The sequence below is a fragment of the Priestia sp. JNUCC 25 genome (assembly GCF_053667915.1).
The window spans coordinates 564,608-587,500 of record NZ_CM132211.1; the positions used below are offsets into that span (position 1 = coordinate 564,608).

Sequence of the window (22,893 nt, forward strand, 5' to 3'; positions counted from 1 at the left end):
CTCATGAGATAATAGGAGGTAACGATATGGTAGATTCACAAACTGTATCCCTGTACAAAAAATTGATGTGGATGTTTGGGGTTGCAGGTCTTGTTTTTTTAGGAGTGTTGTTTGTTGTGTCGACAGATTCTTTTCAAGGGGACCACTGGCTTGTTTCAGCTATAGATGACAGCACTATTCTTCAGTCATCGTCATCTGTTTTTCATGGCTTGTCTTTTTTAGCTTCAAAAGTGATGATTATGGTTCTTTTAGCTGTACTTCTCGTTTTTTTATTTTTCAAAAAGGACTATATCGGTATGATATCAGCATTCTTACTTATTTTAAGCGGTGATATTATTAATAAAGCAGTTAAAGATGCGGTAGAACGAGGACGTCCTCTTCAAGGCATCGAAGGCTACAGTTTTCCAAGCGGCCATGCGATGATGGGAATTCTTATCTACGGTCTGATTATCTTTTTTCTCACAAAGCATATGAACAGTCAAAAGGTAGCCAAGCGGTATCAGCTTGCAATTACTTTAATCGTTTTATTAATAGGTGTGAGCCGTATTCTATTAAGAGAACATTTTTTAACAGATGTCTTAGCTGGCTACAGCTTAGGGATTATGTGGCTTATTGTAGGCATTTTCTTCTATACGCTTGTTTATGCGTATGTAAGGCCTTCAGTGGAAAAAGAGTTTCCAAAAGGCATGTAAAAAATATATACATATGGAGTCTGGAAAAAAGTAGTATAGCCGAAGTGAAAAACGAACCACTAATCAAACTGTTCGATTAGTGGTTCGTTTCTTTTTGTTACAGTGAACATAGATTTTATCTGTTTCGTTGCTTCTAGCAGTTGATTGGAGGGCAAGGCGAAGACTCTCGCGGAAAGCGAAGCCTTGAACGGAAATCAACTGCGGTCGAGCAAGCTGTCCAGATTATATATCCAGCTTGTTCGTCTTTGGATGGAATTCATTTCGTTATGTCCCAGCCCCTTTTGTTTAAACTAAGAACATCGCGACAATTGTTGTAACGACCAATCCAATCGCTACAGGTTTTAAATTACGTCTGGCGAGTTCAAACGGACTGACTCCGCAAATTGCAGCTGCTGGAATCAATGCCCATGGAATCAACGTGCCTCCCCCAACCCAAATCGCAGCAATTTGCCCTAAAGCAGTTAGGGTGGCAGCGCCCGATCCTAAAGCAGATGCAAATAAATGAGAGACAGAGCCTACAAGTGAAATGCCTGAAAAGCCTGAACCGTCTAATCCGGTAATAGCTCCTAGAGCAGTTATCGTTACAGTAGCAACCTGTGCGGTTAACGGCGCAGTGGAAGCAAGCGCAACGCCTAGGTCATTTACAAGTCCATGTGATCCTTTCGGAAGAAAGTCACCAATGATTGTTGTGAATCCAGCATCTCCTAAATAGAAAAAAGCTGCAATGGGAATAACGGGACCGAATACTTTAAAACCAAACTGCAAGCCTTCAATCAAGTAGGAAGTTGTTTGTTCGAGACCTTTTCCTTTGTGAGCAATAAGTGAAACCACCACTAAAATAAACAGGGCTGTGCCGCCAACGAGAGCAGTCGCATCTCCTCCCTGTAAATGAAGGGCGAACATTGCCCATACGTCTATAGCAAAGACAAGGGGAACTATAATGGCTAAAGCCCGGCGTACTGAAGAAGAAAGAGGTGTGGATTGGACAGAAGAACTGTTTGTTAACATTGTCGGTTGAACGTGAATTCTATTGTGCTTCATATCTTGTTTTAAAAAGTAAAAAGCAGAGAGTGTCGTAACAACTCCCATCACAATGACCAGAGGGACACTTGCTTGAACCACCTCGTGAACTGGAAGACCTGCTGCGTCAGCTGTTATCTTAGGAGCAGCTTGAATAACAAAGTCTCCTGAAAGCGCAACGCCGTGGCCGAATAAATTCATCGCTACAGCTACGCCTATAGCTGGAAGCCCTACGCGGATGGCCACTGGTAAAAGCACGGCTCCAAGTAAAGCAACGGCTGGAGAAGGCCAGAAAAAATAGGAGATGGTCATCATAACTAATCCAATAACCCAATAGGCAAGAGCAGGTGTTTTAATGAGGCGAGCAAAAGGTGAAATCATCGATTCATTTATTCCTGTAGCCATTAAGACTTTACTCATAGATACAATAATTGAAATAATTAAAATGGTAGGAAGCAGTTCTGTAATGGCATAAATGAAGCTGGAAAAAACAGCGCTGACGGAGTGGCTTAACGAAGAGGTAGCTGTTAAGGAAAGCAAAAAAATCCCGAGTATACAAAGGATACTCGTATCTCGCCGCATAATCATAAAGCCGATAATGAAGGCGATAAAAAGGACATACATCCAATGAAGAGCTCCAAGCTCTATGCCCATAAAAATTCCTCCCAATAGGTGATGTAGTATACAATATGACGTTTGTGCCTATTGTGATACTCGCCTACTAGGAGGGTGTTTACTTATTTAACTACGTGGTATGAGGTCACATAAGAAGGGCGAGAGAAAATTGACGGCTGCTGATCCACGCCTTCTGACGTACCGCGTTTTTTGTGTGCTTCATTATAGGCTTTTGAAGACTGCCAATCGCTAAATGAACTTTCATCTTTCCATCCTGTAAAGATAATGTATGTGTCATTTTGCAGTGGACGAAGCACACGAATAGCTGAGAAGCCTGCTTCATTTTCAATTAAACGAGCTCGTTGGCTAAATCGCTGTTCAAACAAAGGACGGCCTTCATCTGTAACTGAAATATTATTTAGTACAGCAAATCCGCTATCTGCAAGATCTCCAGAAGCATCTAATACTTCATAAGCATGTCCTTCTTTAAAAATTGTATCTCCATCTGTTTCGTGGACTAGTGCAAATTGATCGTCATCTTTGTGAAGCAGTAACAAGCGTTCACTCGGATGTTCGTCGATCAACTTCTGAAGGTAAGGGCCTGTTCCGTAAGTAATAAAGATCTTCATGGATTATACTTCCTTTCTAATTGGGAATTGCATACAATTTACAATTGTAAATCATACTAAAATTATAAAATTTTACACACAAAAATTCAAAAATTGTGAACTTCTAATGAAGATGGTAAAGTAAAACATTGATGAAGTTGTTTTCCATATTATCAAAAGTTTAGCGAAAGAAAAGGGGTGGCACGATGTACAAAAAAGGCTTATACGCAATTGCTGCCTTAGTTGGAATTTTTCTATTAGGATTGATTGGATATATTATCATCTTGTTTCTTGGAAACTATGTAATTGATGAGAAAAAAATCGTCATGGACTCGGCTACGAGGTTAGTGGACGAAAATGGAGACGAATTAACAAAGCTCTATGTGAAAAATCGGGACTTGGTTTCAATTGATAAGATTCCAAAGCATGTGCAACAAGCATTTATTTCAATTGAAGACGTTCGTTTTTATGAACACCACGGAATCGATTTTAAATCTATTGGCCGAGCATTATACCGAGATATATTGGCTGGAGGAAGTGTTGAAGGAGGAAGTACTTTAACACAGCAGCTGGCTAAAAATGTGTTTTTATCTAATGATAAAACGCTGCTTAGAAAAACAAAAGAAGTAGTGGTGGCCATTAACTTGGAGCAGCGTTACAGTAAGCAAAAACTGCTTGAAATGTATTTGAACCAAATATACTTTGGACACGGAGCCTATGGAATCCAAGCTGCATCCAAGCTTTACTTCAATAAAGATGTCTCCGAATTAACGGTAGAAGAAGGTGCACTGCTTGCTGCACTGCCAAAAGCACCGAATTCTTATTCTCCTATTTTACATCCAGAAAAAAGTATAGAACGTAGAAATGTTGTGTTAAATGCCATGCAAAAAGCAGGTTATTTATCAGCTGAAAAAAATGTCCGTTTGCAAGGAAGAACGCTGGGGTTGAACGTAAAGGAACAGGCTAAAAACCCAGCATATTTAACCTATATCGATATGGTTATTCAAGAAGCAGAGAAGAAATACAGCATTTCGAGCAATGAGCTTCTGCGCGGCGGTTATACGGTCAAAGTACCGATGAGTACAAAAGTACAAGAAGCCGCCTACGAGCTGATGAAAGAAAATCGTTATTTTCCAGGTACAGATAACAGTGCCCAAGGTGCTTTTGTATTAGTCGATAACAAAAGCGGAGGAGTTTTATCTGTTATGGGAGGACGAGATTATGTACAAAAATCGCTCAATCGCCTAAATGTCAAAAGACAGCCAGGTTCTACGATGAAACCTATTGCAGTATATGGCCCTGCGTTAGAAGAAGGTCAATTCAAGCCTTATTCTTTGCTGCAAGACAAGCTTACAAGCTACGGGGGATACACACCTAAAAATGTAGACGGCCAATATGCTAAAAAGGTAACGATGTACGATGCCCTAAAAGATTCTAAAAACGCAGCTGCTGTCTGGACATTGAATCAGCTAGGAGTTGAAACAAGTAAGCAGTACCTCACAAAGCTAGGAATTCCTTTAGAAGATAAAGGGCTTGCGATTGCTCTTGGAGGATTAAAGGAAGGAATTACACCGCTTCAATTAGCAGGAGCGTACCGGGCATTTGCTGAAAACGGAGAAAACATCCAACCGTACTTTATTCAAGAAATAAAAGATCAAGACGGAAAAGTAATTGCAAAAGCTGTTCCCGACACTCACAAAGCATTTTCAAAACAAACGGCTTGGTATATGACAAAAATGCTTCAAGGAGTTGTTAAAGAAGGAACGGCAAAAAAAGGAGAGTTTAAAGGAGAGTTAGCAGGAAAAACAGGGTCTACTTCGTATACGAATGTTAAAGGAGCCACAAGGGATGCTTGGTTCGTTGGATACACGCCAGATGTTGTAGGAAGCGTGTGGATGGGATATGATTCTACAAATGACCAGCATTATTTAACAAAAGGAAGTTCTTATCCGACTCTATTATTTAAAGACATTCTCACAAGAGCTGGTTACGACGAAGCTGCATTTCAAAAGCCAGCAGGCGTTAAAGATTTGCCAAAACCAATACGCTTAGAGCAAGTTAAAGACTTAAAACAAGAATTAACATTTCATCCATTTGGTTTGCTAACGGTAAATTTATCGTGGACACCTTCACCTGATAAAAGAGCTGTTTATTATGTTTATGAGAAAAAAGGAGATAAAGCCGAAGTAATTGGTAAAGTGAAGGGAAAAGGAGCGTTTGAAAAAGAGCGTGTGAATCTGCTCGACAGTCCTACTTATTATGTAGTTCCTTACAATTCCCAAACAAAACAAAAAGGAAAAAAATCCAACGAAGTAACACCTGCTCTTTTTCAATAAAAAAAGGAAGAGTAGGGCGAATTTTTGACATTTTTAGCAGGTGGCTATACAAGTCGTAAAGAAATGGGTATAGTGACAAGTAGAGAATATAACGTGAAACTTTAATCAGTAGAGGAACCGGTATGTTCCTTTGCTGATTATTGTCTGTCTAATCGAAGAAAATACGGATGGAAGACAATCGAGAAAGGTGGAAATTATGAGTCAAGGAACGTTTAACGATACTTTTTTAAAAGCCTGTAGAGGGGAAAAAACGGATCATGTTCCGGTTTGGTATATGCGCCAAGCAGGGCGTTCACAGCCGGAATACCGAAAGCTAAAAGAGAAGTACTCTTTATTTGAAATTACTCATCAGCCGGAGCTTGGGGCATACGTAACACGCCTGCCCGTTGAACAGTACGGAGTGGATGCAGCTATTTTATATAAAGATATAATGTCACCGCTTCCTTCAATTGGAGTGGATGTTGAAATCAAGTCAGGAATTGGTCCCGTCATTTCTAATCCAATTCAATCTTTAAGCGATGTAGAAAAACTAGGAGAAATTACGCCGGAAGAAGATGTTCCGTATGTATTAGATACCATTAAGCTGTTAACAACAGAACAGTTAAACGTACCTCTAATTGGCTTTGCGGGTGCTCCTTTTACAGTGGCAAGCTATATGATTGAAGGAGGACCTTCAAAAAATTACAATAAAACAAAAGCATTTATGTATACGGAACCTAAAGCATGGTTTGCACTAATGGATAAGTTAGCAGATATGACGATTACATATGTAAAAGCGCAAATTGACGCTGGGGCAAAAGCCATTCAAATCTTTGATTCATGGGTAGGTGCTTTAAATGTAGCGGATTATCGTTACTTTATAAAACCTGTTATGGAGCGAATTTTCACCTCTTTACGTGAAAAAAATGTACCGCTCATTATGTTTGGAGTAGGGGCAAGTCATTTGGCAAAAGAATGGCATGATCTGCCGCTGGATGTAGTGGGATTAGATTGGAGAACACAGCTGGATGAAGCACGTGCATTAGGCTTAACAAAAACACTGCAAGGAAACTTAGATCCTGCTATTTTGTTAGCTCCATGGGAAGTTATTGAAGAACGTGTAACAGAAATATTAGATAAAGGGATGGCCAGTCCTGGTTACATCTTTAACTTGGGGCACGGCGTTTTTCCACAGGTTCAGCCGGAAACGTTGAAGCGTTTAACAACCTTTATTCATGAATATTCTGCGAATAGACAATAAATTGTCAAATAATTTGGAGCGCTAAACTTTGAATTTTTCTTTTTATTCATGGCAAAATGAAGACAAGTATTGAATCTAACAAAGAGGTGTCGAACACATGAGTAAAAAAGTAATGGGATTACTTGTAATGGCATATGGAACGCCATATAAAGAAGAAGATATTGAACGTTACTATACACATATCCGCCGCGGACGTAAACCTTCACCGGAAGCCTTAGAAGATTTACAAAACCGCTACGAAGCAATCGGGGGCATTTCACCTCTTGCAAAAATTACGCAACAGCAAATGGAAAGTCTGGAAAAGCGCTTGAATGAAGTGCAGGATGAAATTGAATTTAAAGCGTATCTTGGCTTAAAACATATTGAACCGTTTGTTGAAGATGCAGTAGAAGCCATGCATAAAGACGGAATTAAAGAAGCGGTCAGCATTGTGCTTGCACCTCATTTTTCAACGTTTAGCGTAAAATCCTATAATGGGCGCGCCAAAGAAACGGCTGAAAAATTAGGAGGACCAATCATTCATTCAGTAGAAAGCTGGTACAGTGAGCCAAAGTTCATTCAGTACTGGGCTACACGTGTTAAACAAACGTTTGATTTAATAGACAAAGAGAAACGCCAAAAAGCCGTGTTGATTGTTTCTGCGCATAGCTTGCCGGAAAAAATTATTGCAGCAGGAGATCCATATCCAAATCAGCTTCAAGAAACAGCGGATTTAATTGCACAAGCAGCTGGTATTGAACATTACGAAATTGGCTGGCAAAGTGCTGGAAATACGCCTGAGCCATGGATTGGTCCGGACGTACAAGATTTAACAAGAGAATTGCACGAAGAAAAAGGCTATACATCATTCGTTTATACTCCGGTTGGATTTATTGCAGATCACTTAGAAGTACTTTATGACAATGACTATGAATGCAAAGTGGTGACAGATGAAATTGGGGCTGATTATTACCGCCCTGAAATGCCCAATGCACAGCCTGAATTTATCGATGGGTTAGCTACAGTTGTGTTAAAGCGAATTACTCGTTAAGTCAATATAGATTCTTTGTACGTTGAACAGGGATGAAAAGTAACTTATAATCAGTATAGAGAAAAGTAAGAAGCGAGCTATGGATTTCCATAATCGCTTCTCTTTATATTGAATTTTACAGAAAAGGCGATGATAACATGACGGATAGACGAAAAAAGGTTGTCATCATCGGTGGAGGAATAACAGGTCTTTCAGCTGCCTATTATTTGCAAAAAAAAATAAAGGATCATCAGCTGCCAATTGATCTTCAACTAATAGAAGCAACGCATCGGCTTGGTGGAAAAATTCAAACGGTCAAACGAGACGGGTATTTATTTGAAAAAGGTCCTGATTCATTTTTAGCGCGTAAGCTAGCTGCTACAAAACTGGCAAAAGAAGTAGGGTTAGGTAGGGAGCTAGTCGGAAATGAAAAGGGAAAATCCTATATTCTGGTAAAAGATACACCGCATGCGCTGCCTGATGGTGCTGTAATGGGGATACCAACCAAGTTATCTCCTTTTATCACAACAGGGTTATTTTCACCTGTTGGCAAGCTGCGCGCAGCTGCTGATTTTTTTATACCGAAGACAAAAAATCAGGATGACCGTTCGCTAGGCGTGTTTTTTAGAAGACGGTTTGGTGATGAAGTTGTTGAAAATTTAATTGAGCCTCTATTATCAGGAATTTACGCAGGAGACGTTGATCGCTTGAGTTTACGATCAACATTTCCACAGTTTCTGCATGCTGAACATAAGTACAGAAGCTTAATTGTTGGAATGAAAAAGCTAAAAGAAATTCACCCACAGCACGGTGATGATTCGGAGTTTAAAAAAAATAGTGTCTTTTTAACATTAAAAGAAGGTCTTCAATCGCTAGTAGATGGGGTAGAAAAAGCAATAGATCCTGATATTATTATAAAAGGAATAAAAGTAGAGAAAATTTATAAAGAAGATACCACATATGAATTATCGTTAAATAGCGGGAAAGTCATAAAAGCAGACAGCGTTATTGTAACTTCTCCTCATGCAGCTGCTCAGTCTATGCTTTCGGAATATAAAATATTCGAACCGTTGAAGCATATGCCTTCCACTTCAGTAGCTACTGTTGTGATAGCCTTTGCACAAGAAGCGCTGCAAGACAATCTAGATGCAATGAACATCGCCGTTTCAAGAAATAGCGATTACACGATTACGGCGTGCACATGGCTAAATAAAAAGTGGCCGCATGCGGTTCCGGAAGGAAAAGTGCTGCTGAGATGTTTAGTTGGACGAACCGGGGATGAAGCTGTGGTGGATCAGCCTGACGATGAAATTTTCAAAATTGTCCTGGAGGATTTGAAGAAGCTCATTACCATTTCTGCTGAGCCCGAATTCTACGCGGTAACGAGATGGAAGCAGTCAATGCCTCAGTATACGGTCGGACATCACGATATGCTAGATACGATGAACGAACAGCTTGAAAAAGAGCTTTCCGGTCTTTATGTAGCGGGAAGCTCATACGAAGGTCTGGGTATACCGGAATGTGTAGAGCAAGGAGAAGATGTGGCTAAAAAAGCGGTTAAATATGTGCAGCAACTGTAGAAGTGGAGCGGTGAATCAATGCTCCGCTTTTTTGTCTACTACCTGTAGAGACAGGTTATACTAAGAGAAGAGATTGTGGTTGAAAAGCAAAAGAAACTTATGCTATAGTAAAACCGTACTTGTTGACTGAAATATTCATTTGGTCAGAAAGAAGGGGATAACGTGGCTATAGACCGAAAGCAATCAGTTGTTGATGCAGCGTCAAAATCATTTGCGCTGTTTGGATATAAAGCAACGACTATGGAGCAAGTGGCGAAGCTTGCAAATGTCGGAAAAGGAACGATTTATACTTTTTTTAAAAATAAAGAAGAGTTATTCGATGAAATTGTGACACGAATGATTCGAGAAATGACAGATGCAGCTGAAACTGTCATTGATAGCAACCGTCCTTTTTTTGAAAATGCCCAAGCAGCCATTTTTCGAATCTTAGAATTCCGCACCGAGCATCAGCTCATGCTGAAGCTGGTACAGGAACAGCAGTTAGGCACTACAGCAGTGCAAGAAGTGCTGGTGCGAGTAGAAGAAGAGATTTTGACTTATATAAAAAACAAAATCGAAATTGCGATTTCTAAAAAAGAAATCAAACCGTGCAACCCAGAGCTCACAGCTTTTTTACTATTTAAAATGTACATTGCACTCGTCTATGATTGGGAAAAACGGCATGAGCCGCTTTCAGAAGAAAAAATTGCTGAACTAATTGAACTATACTTTTTACGCGGTCTGTCTCAGTGAGATGGGCTTTTTTCATAGAAAAAACAAAAAAGGTCTCATGACGAGACCTTTTTTTATTGTTCATTATCATCTTTTTTTACGCCGTTTAATTCTGTATTTCCTGTTTTTGCATCTTCTTCTTTTTGCTCTACTTCTTTTTCGCCTTGTTTCTTAAGGTCGAAGTAAGCTTTAATAACTTCACCAGTAACTTGTTTGCTTAATGAATTCGAAGTTCCGGCTACATAAGCAGAAGGGATAACAACGGCTACGGCTACTTCCGGGTTATCATAAGGCGCGTATGAAACGAATGTAGAGTTACGAACGCTGACCCCTTTGTTGAAGGTTTCAGCTGTACCTGATTTACCAGCAATGTTGTATTTTGCATATGCTGTACCGTTTCCTAGAGCTCTACCAGTTCCATTTGTGACTACGCGACGGAAACCTTGCTTAACAATTTCAATTTCTGATTGGCTCATCGTAATACGATTTAACACTTCCGGTTCAACAGAACTTTGAATACTTCCTTTTAGCTCGCTATCAAGCTCAGGCTCGCGGATTTCTTTTACTAAGTGCGGTTTCATGCGATATCCACCGTTAGCAATCGTTGAAATGTACTGAACAAGCTGAAGCGGTGTGTACGTATCATACTGTCCGATACCAAAATCCAACGCTTTACCCGGTTCGTTTGTGACGCTGTTACGAATACCCGTCGATTCATTTTCTAGATCAATTCCAGTTGAAATTCCAAGCCCAAACTGGCTATAGTATGAGCGCAGTTTGTTAAAAATAGATGAAGGAATATTCAGCTTTCCGCCAGGTCGATATGTTTCACCAGCCATGCTCATAACCGTACGGTACATGAACACGTTTGATGATTGTTCCAAAGCTTTTTGAATACCTGTTGCTCCAATTGGGTGAGACGATTTTTTAATTGTTCCGCCAGCAAACTTCATCGGCGCATCGTAAAAAACCGTACCAGGCTGGATAGCGCCTGAATCAAGTCCTGCTAGAACTGTCGCTCCTTTAACTGCGGACCCTACTTCATAAGAAGTTGTCATGTTACCAAGAGCGAAGTCTTGTACTTTACGTGCCCCGGTTTGCTTATCAGTAACAAGCTGTTTTCCGCCCATCGCTAAAATGTCTCCTGTATGAGGGTCCATCATAATAGCAAACGCGCGATCCATTAATCGTGTTCCTTTGTCTCCAGAAGTGACAGCTTTTGTTAAAGCATCTTCGACTTGCTTTTGCAGCTCCATATCAATTGTCAAAATTAAGTCACTGCCGCGCTGACCTTCAGTAACGGTCTCTTGGCTCACTAAGTTGCCGGAGCGGTCCGTGACGTTTTGCACGCGAGCTTTTTGACCGCGAAGGACGTCTTCGTACTGCTTTTCTAAATAACTTTTTCCTACTCGGTCGTTACGGCTGTAGCCGTGTGATAAATAGTACTGTAAGTTTTCACTCGGTAATCCTTCATCTGCTGATGTGATTTTACCAAGCAGCGTGCTAAGTAAGTCATCGTATGTATACATACGGTCCCAGTAAGTTGTTGTATCGACGCCTGGTAAGTCACCCAGCTGCTCACTAATGACGGCAAGCTCTTTATCGGTTAATCCGCTTTTAATAATTTGAGCAGTTAACGCGTAGCCGCCTTCCATCTTGCTTTTAATGGCAATCACTTCAAGATCATCTTTCACCGATAAAAGTTCGTTTTTTGTGATGCGCTTCAGCTGAAGAGGATACAAATCATCTTCAGAAAGTTGACCTTCTTTTACTTTTTGCTTATCCGCTGAAGTGATTTTTTTCGCTGCTGCTTTTGGATGAGTTGCAATCCAGTAATCTTTTAAGTCGCGTTCTGTTAGCTTAATCGTATTTTTATCTTTCTTTTTATCCGATTTGCCAAACACGTCTGTTGTAACAGGAACATCAATAAGAGTGGCAAGCTTTTTAGCTACTTTTAGCTTGTCTTCTTGAGTGACGCCTTTCAAACGCGTGTACGTGACAGCGTTCAACGGTTTATTATCCACGATAACGCGGTCATAGCGGTCTAGCATCTTCCCGCGAGGAACCGGTGAATCTACCGTTTCATCTTCTGTTTTTTCAACTTCTCGTTTATAGTTCTCTCCGTACACGATCTGTACGAAGCCTAATCGTAAAATGAGTGCAGAAAAAAGCAGGAAAACCACAATAAACAGCCAGTTAATTCGAAATGAGACATGTGTTTTTTTGCGCTTTTTAGTTTTCATGTAAACCCCTTCACTTTGTTTATACAAGTTAAAAAAATTCATAAATTTTCTTATGAATCTATCACTCTACATATTAACATAATTTTGTCTATAAATGTTATTAGGTGGAATAAAACAGACAAAAAATTTATAGAAATTTTTGCGAAAGAAGAGAGACCTGTCGAAGGGTGCTGAAGGGGTTGTTCAATATTTTCCACTCGGTTGTTCAATATTGTTACCTGTTCAAATGTCCTAGAATCGGTAAAATAAAGAGAGATAGATATCAAGGGGGGCAAAACGAATGAAAATGAAAAGGCTTTCAATAATGTCTGGCGTGTTAGCAACATCACTTTTATTTGCGACAGCATGTTCAAACTCAGGTACGGATTCAAAAGCAAGTAAATCAGCAGGCTCAGGTGATCAAGTTGTTATTGATATGTTCCAGTTCAAAGTGGAAATTGCAGATCAGCTGAAAGAATTAACGGATGAATATACAAAAGAACATCCAAACGTAAAGTTTAACATCCAAACAGTCGGCGGAGGCGCGGACTATGGTGCAGCACTAAAAGCACAGTTTGCCTCTGGAAATGAACCTGATATCTTTAACAATGGAGGGTTCCAAGAAGCGCAAACGTGGAAGGATAAATTAGAAGATTTATCTGATCAGCCTTGGGTAGATAATCTGTATGATATCGCCAAAGAACCGATGACAATGGACGGGAAGATTTATGGTCAACCGCTAAACTTAGAAGGTTATGGTTTTATTTATAATAAAGATTTATTTGAAAAAGCAGGCGTTAAAGAATTACCTAAAACGCTGTCCGAATTAGAAGCAGCTTCTAAGAAGCTTAAAGCAAAAGGCATTACGCCATTTTCTAATGGATACGGCGAGTGGTGGGTGCTAGGTAACCACTTATTTAATATTCCAATGGCACAGCAAGACGATCCAGATGCGTTTATTAAAGGTCTAAACGAAGGAAAAGCAAAATTTGAAGGCAATGAAACGTTTAAGCAATTTATGAATCTGTTCGACTTAACGTTAAAGTATGGAAATAAAAATCCACTAACGACAGACTACAATACACAAGTTACTCAATTTGCTTCTGGTGAAACAGCAATGATGCAACAAGGTAACTGGACGGTAAATATGATTACGAAAATTAATCCGGACATGAAAATGGGCTTTATTCCAATGCCAATCAGCAACGATGCAAAGAAAAATGATAAACTAGCAATCGGAGTTCCAAATAACTGGGTAGTGAACAAAAATGCGCCAGATGCAGATAAAAAAGCAGCGAAAGAATTCTTAAATTGGATGGTTTCTTCTAAAGAGGGTCAAAAATTCTTAGTTGAAAAGTTTAAGTTCATTCCAGCGTTCAAAAACATTGATGGAAAAGGAATCGATTCTTTATCTGATGATATCTTAAAGTACTCTGAAGAAGGTAAAACATTATCTTGGAACTGGTTTAAGTATCCGGAAGGAACGGTTCAAGAAGTCGGCGCAGCAATGCAGTCTTACGCAGGCAAGCAAATGACAGAAGAAGAGTTTATGAAGAAATTAGATACAATTTGGGCAAAAATGAAAAAATAAACAAGAAGTCCGCGTGGAAAACGCGGACTTTTTGATGTGAAAAAATAGCTGGTTAGATTCATAGTTATGAAAAAATAATAGTTAATTGAAAGCGCTTTTAATGTATAATAATAGTCATAATGTATGACATTAGTCAAAGGAGGTTATTTGTGAAAGGCTGGAGTATACGCAAGAAATTAATTTTGTTTTTCTTATTCGCAACGGTTATTCCATTTTTAATTTCGACGATTTTTACGTATCAATACACAAAAGAAACGGTTAAGAACCGATTTATTTCTACCAACTATCAAGTTATTAAAAATGGAAGCAATGATTTGAGCGATTACTTAAATGAAATTGCTAATATTACAAAAAGGCTGTACGGCTACCACCCATTTATTAAAGTGTTAGATGAAGGTGTATCAAGTGACTTAGGAGCCAATCAGCTGGAAATATCACGAACTCTTCTTTATTTATATAATACTCGTCCAGAGATTGAACAACTCCATCTTTACATTGAAAACGGGCATGACTCATATACAGCTTATAATTCAAAAGTGAGCAGCAGAGGGAAGTACGATGATATTTACACTCAGCCTTACTATTCTTATTTAAATAAAAATCATAAATTTCTTGTGATTGAGCCTACCCATGAAATTTATAGCTACAATAATTTATCAACGTTAATTGATTCACTGCCGAATCAAGTTATTAGCTTTCATCAGCGGATTGATGAGATTCCATCAGACAAGTTGTTAGCTTATCTATCTTTAGACATTAATATGACACAAATTCAATCTATATCGCAGCGTCTATATAATGAAGAGTCAGAAGATTTTTATTTAATGAACAATAAAGGGAAGGTTTTGTATTCCTCTGATTCAAAGGTTATTGGAAAAAATGAAAACTACGCGTGGGTGAAGGCGCTCACTTCTCAAAAAGACCATAGCATGGAATGGGAGGATAAAAGCTTCTCAGGCGTATTAATGTATGAAAAGCTTAAACAGCCCTTTGAGGACTTGTACATTGTGAAACGAATTCCTTACAGTGTTTTATATGAGGATGCAAGAAAGACAGCACTTATGAATGTATTAATTGGCCTGCCATTTCTGTGTATGCTCGTTATCGCTACGCTTTTTATATCAGTACGTTTTACACAGCCGATTAACGTATTGATTCGCAATATGAAAGAAGTGGAAAAAGGATCATTTGAGGTGCGGTTTAAATCGCTTGGAAACGATGAATTTGGTGTTTTAGGAAGGCATTTTACCTCTATGGTAGAAACAATTAATGACTTGATTGAACGTAAATTTCGATTGGAATTAGAAAATAAATCAACGCAGCTAAAAGTGCTGCAGTCACAAATTAATCCGCATTTTTTATACAACGCATTTCAATCGATTGGAACTCTTGCTCTTAAGCATAAAGCAGTTGAAGTATATTCTTTATTAACCTCACTTTCCCACATTATGCGTTACAGCATGAATATGAAAGAGGATATCGTTAGCTTAAAGCAAGAAGTCGATCACGTAAAAGCTTTCTTAAGTCTGCAAAAGCAGCGGTTTGGTTCAAAGTTTGAGTATGAGTTAAATATCGAAAAAGAAGCAGAGCTTATGCGAATACCGAAAATGATTTTGCAACCTCTGGTTGAGAATTCTTTTAAGCATGGATTCGAAACCCGCACAGGAAGCGGAAAGCTGTTGATTTCAGCGGAGTTGAACGGTGAAGAACTGATTCTAACTGTTTCTGATAACGGAAAAGGGATAGGACACCAAGAGTTGAATCAATTAAAAACGAGACTTCAGCAATCGTATAATCAAACAGATGAGCATATTGGGTTGCAAAACATTTATGAACGACTTCGCATCTACTATGGAGATCATGCTTCAATGCAAATTAGCAGTCAAGAAAATCACGATTTTACCGTTGTCATAAAGCTAACAACAATTGAAGAAAAGAGGGATAGTGATGAAAGTATTAATCGTGGATGATGAAGAGCATGTAAGAGAAGGAATAAAGCTGCTTGGACAGTGGGAAGAGCATGAAATTACAGATGTGATAGAAGCTGATAGCGGTGAGCAAGCGATTGCGCTTATCGAGGATCAAGGACCGGAAATCATTTTTACTGATATGAAGATGCCTAATATCGATGGAATTGCTTTGTTGGAGTGGATTAAAGAGAATTCGCCTTCTAGTAAAACGATTGTGGTAACAGGGTATGATGATTACCACTATATGCGTAAAGCTATTCATTTTGGAAGTACGGATTATATTCTAAAGCCAGTAGATCCTTCGATTTTAAACGATACCCTTGTACGAGCTGTAACCCAATGGAAGAAAGAAGAAGAGTCCAGAAAAGTCCATAATAGCAGCTATCGTTTAATTAATGAAATGAAGCCGATTTATCGAGATCGAAAACTGACGCAGTTAATGAACAATTATTTGCTAAATCAATCAATCTATGAAGAGTTTGGTTTCCATCTGACTAGAGAGTATGAAGTGGGGATTGTACGTGTAGATGAATCCATCATTCGTTCTTTTGGCGGTGACCGGGATTTAGCCTATTTTTCAATTTTAAATGTAATCAATGAAATGCTGATGGCAGAAGAAAATGGGGTAGCCTTCCGTTATTTATCAAATAAGTGGGAAATTATCATTATATTTTGGAATGATTTTGAACGTATAACCTCTTTGCTGACGGCTTTACATACAGCAATTCGCCGTACGTTAGACGTGAGCTGTCGGATTGCAAGAGGGTGCAAAGTCTCTTCTATTGATCAGCTAATGAACTCCTATGAAGATGCGAAAAACTCGCTTTTATTAAGCAATGTTCTTGATCGAAATAAAGTGAAGGTCTACGGCAAGCAAGACGTTTTAGCAAGTGCTTTATTAATAAATATGATGGACTATAACAGTAAAATTGAAGAAGCGCTGCAAGTCGGGAAGTTTGAAGCCTTTTTGCCGGTATTCAACGAAATTATCACAGCTTTTGAAGCGCAAAATTATCTCTCATTAAAGCAAATTCTGCATTTTGAGCAGGAATATCAGCTGTTAAGCCAGCATTGGTTAAAAAGATATCACATTCCTTATACGATAAATAACGGTCCTGAATATGTTCTTTCTTTTTTCTATAACCAAGATGGGCAGTTTCAGCTAGCAAAGTATGTAGAGAGAAAGAAGCGTGAAGTAAAGCGCTTTTTAAAAGTAGTAAAAAGGTATAGCAAGCAAAACAATCGCGACGTTATTTATGAAATCGAACAATATTTGCAGCAAAATTTTCATCGAGATGTGAAGCTTCAAGAAATATCGGAACGTTTCTATCTAAGCCGTGAATACATTTCGAGAAAGTTTAAGCAAGAATTTCAAGAAAACATTTCAGATTATATGGTGAAAGTCAGAATGAATAAAGCCAAATCACTTTTACTAAATGAAGAACTAAAAATCTATGAAATTGCGAATATGATTGGATATCATGATGATAAATACTTTCGAAAAGTGTTTAAAAAAGTAGAAGGCATTACGCCAAACGAGTATCGCAGTTTGACCGTATAAAAAAAGCTGAAACTGTTTTATAACAGTTTCAGCTTTTTTTATTTCATGATATCTAGACAGTGATCACATTTGTTTCCGTAGCATTCATGCTGTTCCTCGATGTCGTTTCCGCATTCTACGCACTTTTTATTGGGTAATCTTTTGAAAAATTCAGTCATTTTTTCTAACATTTTAAATCCCTCCGTTGTTTTTTGTTACTAACATTGTATTATAACAGATGATAAAATGTCAATTATGTTTTATAACAATTTAGCCTATTTTGCTATTCTAAGTGGTTATTTGTTGTATAACAATGAGTTATTTCGATAAATTGGCCGAAACGAGTGCCTTTCAGTTAGTTTTCAAAAAAAAGTAGGGTATACTGAACCTAATAAAAATAGTACGAAAGGGTGATTGAAATGAAAATAACTGTTATTGGTTTTTGGGGAGGATATCCCGCTGTTTCAGAAGCTACTTCTAGCTATTTAGTGGAGCACGATGGATTTCAGCTGCTTGTTGATTGTGGAAGCGGTGCATTGGCTCAGCTGCAAAAATATGCAAAGCCAGAAGAAATAGATGCTATGATTTTATCTCATTATCATCATGATCACGTGGCTGATGTCGGAGTATTTCAATATGCACGCCTCATTCAGACTCATCTAGGAAACGCTGTTAAGGAACTTTCTATTTACGGACATACATATGATCAGGAAAGCTTCAACAAACTTACTCATAAAGGAATTACTAAAGGGGTAGAGTATGATCCGAGTCAAAAACTTGAAATTGGGCCTTTTACCATCGAATTTATGAAAACGAAGCATCCAGTCGTTTGTTATGCCATGAGAATAAGCGCCGGCAATCAAACTGTCGTGTACACAGCGGACTCTAGTTATTTAGAAGAGTTTGTTTCCTTCTCAGAAGAAGCAGATCTTCTTATTTGTGAATGTAATTTTTATGCCAATCAAGATGGAAGAGGCGCTGGACACATGACAAGTACAGAAGCCGGTACACTTGCTTCAAAAGCAAGTGTCAAACACCTCATGCTTACTCACCTTCCGCACTACGGAGAACATCAACAGCTAGTAGAGGAAGCCGCTGCTCATTATAGAGGTACGCTTACGTTAGCTGAATCAGGATATGTATGGGAATAACAAGGAGGAAAATGAATGTTATTTATTGATAATCAAAAAAATTATGATCCCCGAATTAACTTAGCAATTGAAGAATATGCGCTCAAGCATCTAGACATTAATGAGACATATCTGCTGTTTTATATTAATGAACCTTCTATTATTATTGGAAAAAACCAGAACACCATTGAGGAGATTAATACAAAATATGTTGAAGATCAGCAAATTCATGTAGTGAGACGTCTATCTGGAGGCGGAGCCGTTTATCATGATAAAGGAAATTTAAACTTCAGCTTTATTACGAAAGACGATGGAAATAGCTTTCATAATTTTAAAAAGTTTACCGAGCCGGTCGTGGAAGCGTTAAAGAAATTGGGAGTTAATGCTGAGTTAAGCGGACGAAATGATTTAATGGCGGAAGGACGGAAAATTTCTGGAAATGCTCAGTTTTCAACGAAAGGGAGAATGTTCAGCCATGGAACTCTTCTTTTTGATTCAGAGATTGAAAACGTCGTATCAGCGTTAAAGGTAAAAAAAGATAAAATTGAATCCAAAGGCATTAAGTCTATTCGAAATAGAGTAGCAAATATCAGCGAATTTTTAGAACAGAAAGTAACGGTGGAAGAATTTAGAGAAATGCTGCTTCGGTATATCTTTGACGGAGAAGAAAATATAACAGAATATAAACTAACGGAAAAAGATTGGGAAACGATTCATCAAATTTCTAAAGAGCGCTATCAGTCATGGGATTGGAACTATGGGAAATCACCTAAATTTAACTTACAGCACTCTCACCGCTTTCCTGTGGGACAAATTGACGTTCGTTTAGAAGTGAATAAAGGAAAAATCGATGCTTGCACCATTTATGGAGATTTCTTTGGAGTGGGGGATGTCCAGGAAGTACAGGAAAAATTAACAGGTGTTCGTTATGAAAAAGCTTCTATTGAACAAGCCTTAGAAGACATCGATATTCCACATTATTTTGGTAATATTACAAAAGAGGAGTTTGTTGAATTAATCTATTAAGAAAAAAGTCTGCTACATCAGGCTTTTTTTCTTTTTAAACAGATGAGTCTTGTCAATAGAACAGCAGTAACATTATAATAGAATAGAAGAAGTTAGAATTTTTACATTATTATGACTTAATAATGAATGGTTGTTCATTCATTCGTTATTAAAAGGAGGAAGTTATGAGATGAATTTGTCAGCACAGCTTCATAAAACAGCTGAGCAATTTCCACAAAAATCGGCATATGTTTTTATGGACCAAGAAACATCTTATGCAAATCTTGATGCATCGGTATCTAAGTTTGCTAATGGTCTGAAGCAATTAGGTGTGAAAAAAGGAGATCATATCGCTTTGATTGTCGGCAACTCGCCTCATTTTGTTATTGGATTGTACGGTGCTCTTCGAATAGGAGCTACTGTTATACCCATTAATCCTATTTACACAGCGGATGAAATTAACTACATGCTTCAGGATGGAGATGTAAAAGCAGTTATTGCGGTTGATTTACTTCTCCCTATTTTAAAGAAAATCATTGGAAACACTCCATTTTTGGAACACGTTATCTTATGTGAAACGACAGATACAGTGGAAAATATACCTTCTTATTTTCACACGTTTTCCCAAGTTGTAAACAGAGGGGAAGCTACATATGATTTTCTTGAGTTAAAAGAAGAAGATGTGGCCATCATTCTGTATACGTCAGGAACGACTGGAAAACCAAAAGGAGCTATGCTTACACATAAGAATATTTATTCAAATGCCCAAGACGTAGCAGATTATTTAAGTATAAATGGGAATGACCGAGTCGTAGCTGCTTTGCCGATGTTTCACGTATTTTGTTTAACTGTTTCATTGAATGCGCCTTTAATGAATGGAGGAACGATATTAATTGAACCAAAATTCAGTCCATCTTCTATATTTAAATTAATTCAAAATCGACAAGCGACTATTTTTGCCGGCGTTCCCACAATGTATAATTTCTTACTTCAGCATGACAAAGGGAAAAAAGAGCACTTTCACACGGTAAGGCTTTGTATATCAGGCGGGGCATCAATGCCGGTGGCACTTCTAACCAATTTTGAACGTAAGTTTGGGGTAATGGTAGCAGAAGGGTATGGCTTATCTGAGGCTTCTCCTGTGACGTGTTTCAATCCGATTGACCGAGAGAGAAAAGCCGGTTCTATAGGCACATCTATTATGAATGTTGAAAATAAAGTGGTAAACGAACTAGGAGAAGAAGTAGAAGTAGGACAAGTTGGCGAACTTATCGTCAAAGGCCCTAACGTGATGAAAGGGTATTATAAGCTTTCTGAAGACACGGAATATGCTCTCCGAGATGGTTGGCTGTATACAGGTGACTTAGCAAGAATGGATAAGGAAGGTTATTTTTATATCGTTGACCGTAAAAAAGATTTAATTATTGTAGGAGGATATAATGTTTATCCTCGCGAAGTAGAAGAAGTGCTATATGCGCATCCAGATATTGTAGAAGTGGCTGTTATCGGAGTCCCTGATCCTTCTTTAGGTGAATGTGTTAAGTGTTACGTGGTTTGCAATAATCAAGAGATAACGGAAGAGAAGCTTATTGCCTACTGCAAAGAGCACCTTGCTAAATATAAAGTGCCAAGTGAAATTGAATTTTTAAAAGAACTTCCTAAAAATACAACGGGAAAAATTTTACGGCGTGCACTGAAGCAACAAGTATCTCAGGAGCGATAAAATGAAAGCGATTCCAAGTTGGAGGTGGTAAAAGGATGTCATCTATTTCTTATGAAATGAAGGGACACGTCGCCCATTTGATACTGAACCGTCCGGAAGCGATGAATGCTTTTAATTACGATATGCTTAAAGAATTGGAAGAAGTAATTGAAGGAATCCGTATTCAAAAAGATATTCGAGTTGTGACGTTTAAAGGGGCAGGTGAAAAGTCTTTTAGCGTAGGGGCCGATTTAAAAGAACGTAAAACCCTCTCTGATCAAGAAGTAAAGCGCAATATTTACAAAATAGGAGAAGTGTTTTCGAAGATAGAGCAGCTTCCTCAGCCAACGATAGCAATCATCAATGGATATGCATTTGGTGGAGGAATGGAGCTGGCTTTAGCATGTGATTTCCGGATTGCTTCAACCGAAGCGCTTATGGGTTTAACGGAAACAAGCTTAGCGATCATACCAGGCGCAGGAGGAACACAGCGTCTCCCTCGGTTAGTTGGGGAAGCAAAAGCAATGGAACTAATTTTAACAGCTCAGCGTCTCTCAGCATCAGAAGCGAAAGAATGTGGTCTAGTAACGAAGGTGGCTCCCGGATATGAAATAGAAGAAACAATAGATATTTTTATCTCTCTTTTATTGAAAAATGGGCCAATTGCACTTCAGCAAGCAAAATTTGCTATCAAAGAAGGAATGAAGGCCGATTTGCAGACTGGTTTGCAAATTGAACGAAAAGCATATGAATTAACGATTCCGACAGAAGATCGTCTCGAGGCGCTTCAAGCATTTGCTGAGAAGAGAAGACCTAGTTTTAAAGGGAAATAAGAAAGGGCTGTCTAATGGACAGCTCTTTTTTAGTTTCTTCTATAAGAATAATAAAAAAGAATATGTAAAAGCGCAAGAACAAAGAAGGCAAAGTTACAGCTGGCTTTTGTCTATAATATTTACTATAATACGTTGCAGTAGTCGTTGTTCAAATCTATAAATAATAGTTTTTAATTTTTTCTTTAAAAACCGTTGACTTTAGTTGAAATATATTTTATTATTATAAAGCGTCGTTGAGACATACCGTTAACAACGAAGCTAAAAAAAGAATTTTAAAAAGTTGTTGACATTACGTTGATAACTTGATAAGATGATAAAGTCGCTTAAGAGCGGCGGTTGAACTTTGAAAACTGAACAAAGCGACAAACGTCAACGTTAATTTTTATTTTTTAATTGAGCAAGTCAAACATTTCTTCGGAGAGTTTGATCCTGGCTCAGGATGAACGCTGGCGGCGTGCCTAATACATGCAAGTCGAGCGAACTGATTAGAAGCTTGCTTCTATGACGTTAGCGGCGGACGGGTGAGTAACACGTGGGCAACCTGCCTGTAAGACTGGGATAACTTCGGGAAACCGAAGCTAATACCGGATAGGATCTTCTCCTTCATGGGAGATGATTGAAAGATGGTTTCGGCTATCACTTACAGATGGGCCCGCGGTGCATTAGCTAGTTGGTGAGGTAACGGCTCACCAAGGCAACGATGCATAGCCGACCTGAGAGGGTGATCGGCCACACTGGGACTGAGACACGGCCCAGACTCCTACGGGAGGCAGCAGTAGGGAATCTTCCGCAATGGACGAAAGTCTGACGGAGCAACGCCGCGTGAGTGATGAAGGCTTTCGGGTCGTAAAACTCTGTTGTTAGGGAAGAACAAGTACGAGAGTAACTGCTCGTACCTTGACGGTACCTAACCAGAAAGCCACGGCTAACTACGTGCCAGCAGCCGCGGTAATACGTAGGTGGCAAGCGTTATCCGGAATTATTGGGCGTAAAGCGCGCGCAGGCGGTTTCTTAAGTCTGATGTGAAAGCCCACGGCTCAACCGTGGAGGGTCATTGGAAACTGGGGAACTTGAGTGCAGAAGAGAAAA

17 protein-coding genes and 1 rRNA gene (1 of these 18 running past the window's edge) are annotated in these 22,893 nt (G+C 38.8%); 14 read left to right on the plus strand and 4 right to left on the minus strand.

Annotated features, from left to right (window positions below):
* Window positions 1–26 precede the first annotated feature (26 nt).
* Window positions 27–692, plus strand: coding sequence for a phosphatase PAP2 family protein (locus JNUCC25_RS03035; RefSeq protein ID WP_064471297.1), 666 nt, complete (start codon window positions 27–29; stop codon window positions 690–692).
* 285 nt (window positions 693–977) lie between these two features.
* Here JNUCC25_RS03035 and JNUCC25_RS03040 read toward each other — a convergent pair whose 3' ends face one another.
* Complete coding sequence (locus JNUCC25_RS03040) at window positions 978–2,366, minus strand: hypothetical protein (protein WP_454222748.1); 1,389 nt, start codon at window positions 2,364–2,366, stop codon at window positions 978–980.
* An 83-nt stretch (window positions 2,367–2,449) separates the two neighbouring features.
* Window positions 2,450–2,956 carry an antibiotic biosynthesis monooxygenase family protein gene (locus JNUCC25_RS03045; protein WP_013055327.1) on the minus strand — a complete coding sequence of 169 codons (507 nt, stop codon included), beginning with the start codon at window positions 2,954–2,956 and terminating at the stop codon, window positions 2,450–2,452.
* A gap of 185 nt (window positions 2,957–3,141) precedes the next feature.
* Between JNUCC25_RS03045 and JNUCC25_RS03050 the strand changes: the two genes are divergently transcribed.
* From JNUCC25_RS03050 to JNUCC25_RS03070, 5 genes are all read left to right on the plus strand, one after another.
* A complete protein-coding gene (locus JNUCC25_RS03050) occupies window positions 3,142–5,271 on the plus strand; it encodes a transglycosylase domain-containing protein (protein ID WP_029320805.1) in 2,130 nt (709 codons plus the stop codon).
* 196 nt (window positions 5,272–5,467) lie between these two features.
* The gene (hemE, locus tag JNUCC25_RS03055; protein WP_013055329.1) at window positions 5,468–6,511 is read left to right on the plus strand and encodes a uroporphyrinogen decarboxylase; all 1,044 of its coding nucleotides are present in this window, start codon (window positions 5,468–5,470) and stop codon (window positions 6,509–6,511) included.
* 97 nt (window positions 6,512–6,608) lie between these two features.
* Entirely contained in the window at window positions 6,609–7,541 is a 933-nt protein-coding gene (gene hemH / locus JNUCC25_RS03060; protein ID WP_029320807.1) for a ferrochelatase, read from the plus strand.
* Window positions 7,542–7,678: 137 nt separating this feature from the next.
* On the plus strand, window positions 7,679–9,100 hold the full coding sequence (hemY, locus tag JNUCC25_RS03065) for a protoporphyrinogen oxidase (RefSeq protein ID WP_078081450.1): 1,422 nt from the start codon (window positions 7,679–7,681) through the stop codon (window positions 9,098–9,100).
* A 162-nt stretch (window positions 9,101–9,262) separates the two neighbouring features.
* Window positions 9,263–9,832, plus strand: a complete 570-nt coding sequence (locus JNUCC25_RS03070) for a TetR/AcrR family transcriptional regulator (protein WP_013081690.1) — start codon at window positions 9,263–9,265, stop codon at window positions 9,830–9,832.
* A gap of 53 nt (window positions 9,833–9,885) precedes the next feature.
* Here the strand turns inward: JNUCC25_RS03070 and JNUCC25_RS03075 are convergent, their stop codons facing one another.
* The gene (locus tag JNUCC25_RS03075) at window positions 9,886–12,054 is read right to left on the minus strand and encodes a peptidoglycan D,D-transpeptidase FtsI family protein (RefSeq protein WP_078081451.1); all 2,169 of its coding nucleotides are present in this window, start codon (window positions 12,052–12,054) and stop codon (window positions 9,886–9,888) included.
* 280 nt (window positions 12,055–12,334) lie between these two features.
* Here JNUCC25_RS03075 and JNUCC25_RS03080 point away from each other — a divergent pair, with 280 nt between their 5' ends.
* From JNUCC25_RS03080 to JNUCC25_RS03090, 3 genes are all read left to right on the plus strand, one after another.
* Complete coding sequence (locus JNUCC25_RS03080; RefSeq protein WP_078081452.1) at window positions 12,335–13,624, plus strand: ABC transporter substrate-binding protein; 1,290 nt, start codon at window positions 12,335–12,337, stop codon at window positions 13,622–13,624.
* A 149-nt stretch (window positions 13,625–13,773) separates the two neighbouring features.
* Complete coding sequence (locus JNUCC25_RS03085; RefSeq protein WP_078081453.1) at window positions 13,774–15,594, plus strand: cache domain-containing sensor histidine kinase; 1,821 nt, start codon at window positions 13,774–13,776, stop codon at window positions 15,592–15,594.
* Window positions 15,572–17,155 carry a response regulator gene (locus tag JNUCC25_RS03090; RefSeq protein WP_029320813.1) on the plus strand — a complete coding sequence of 528 codons (1,584 nt, stop codon included), beginning with the start codon at window positions 15,572–15,574 and terminating at the stop codon, window positions 17,153–17,155. Before JNUCC25_RS03085 ends, JNUCC25_RS03090 begins: the two co-directional genes overlap by 23 nt.
* 38 nt (window positions 17,156–17,193) lie before the next feature.
* On the opposite strand, the gene yhfH is transcribed toward JNUCC25_RS03090, so the two are convergent.
* Window positions 17,194–17,325, minus strand: coding sequence for a protein YhfH (yhfH, locus tag JNUCC25_RS03095; protein WP_013055337.1), 132 nt, complete (start codon window positions 17,323–17,325; stop codon window positions 17,194–17,196).
* A 228-nt stretch (window positions 17,326–17,553) separates the two neighbouring features.
* Between yhfH and JNUCC25_RS03100 the strand changes: the two genes are divergently transcribed.
* The 5 genes from JNUCC25_RS03100 to JNUCC25_RS03120 form a co-directional block, all read left to right on the plus strand.
* On the plus strand, window positions 17,554–18,285 hold the full coding sequence (locus JNUCC25_RS03100; RefSeq protein ID WP_013055338.1) for an MBL fold metallo-hydrolase: 732 nt from the start codon (window positions 17,554–17,556) through the stop codon (window positions 18,283–18,285).
* 15 nt (window positions 18,286–18,300) lie between these two features.
* The gene (locus JNUCC25_RS03105; protein WP_013055339.1) at window positions 18,301–19,290 is read left to right on the plus strand and encodes a lipoate--protein ligase; all 990 of its coding nucleotides are present in this window, start codon (window positions 18,301–18,303) and stop codon (window positions 19,288–19,290) included.
* 169 nt (window positions 19,291–19,459) lie between these two features.
* On the plus strand, window positions 19,460–20,992 hold the full coding sequence (locus JNUCC25_RS03110; RefSeq protein WP_064471300.1) for a fatty acid--CoA ligase family protein: 1,533 nt from the start codon (window positions 19,460–19,462) through the stop codon (window positions 20,990–20,992).
* A gap of 35 nt (window positions 20,993–21,027) precedes the next feature.
* Window positions 21,028–21,804, plus strand: a complete 777-nt coding sequence (locus tag JNUCC25_RS03115) for an enoyl-CoA hydratase-related protein (protein ID WP_013055341.1) — start codon at window positions 21,028–21,030, stop codon at window positions 21,802–21,804.
* Window positions 21,805–22,215: 411 nt separating this feature from the next.
* Window positions 22,216–22,893: ribosomal RNA gene (locus tag JNUCC25_RS03120) — 16S ribosomal RNA — on the plus strand (it continues 874 nt past the right edge of the window).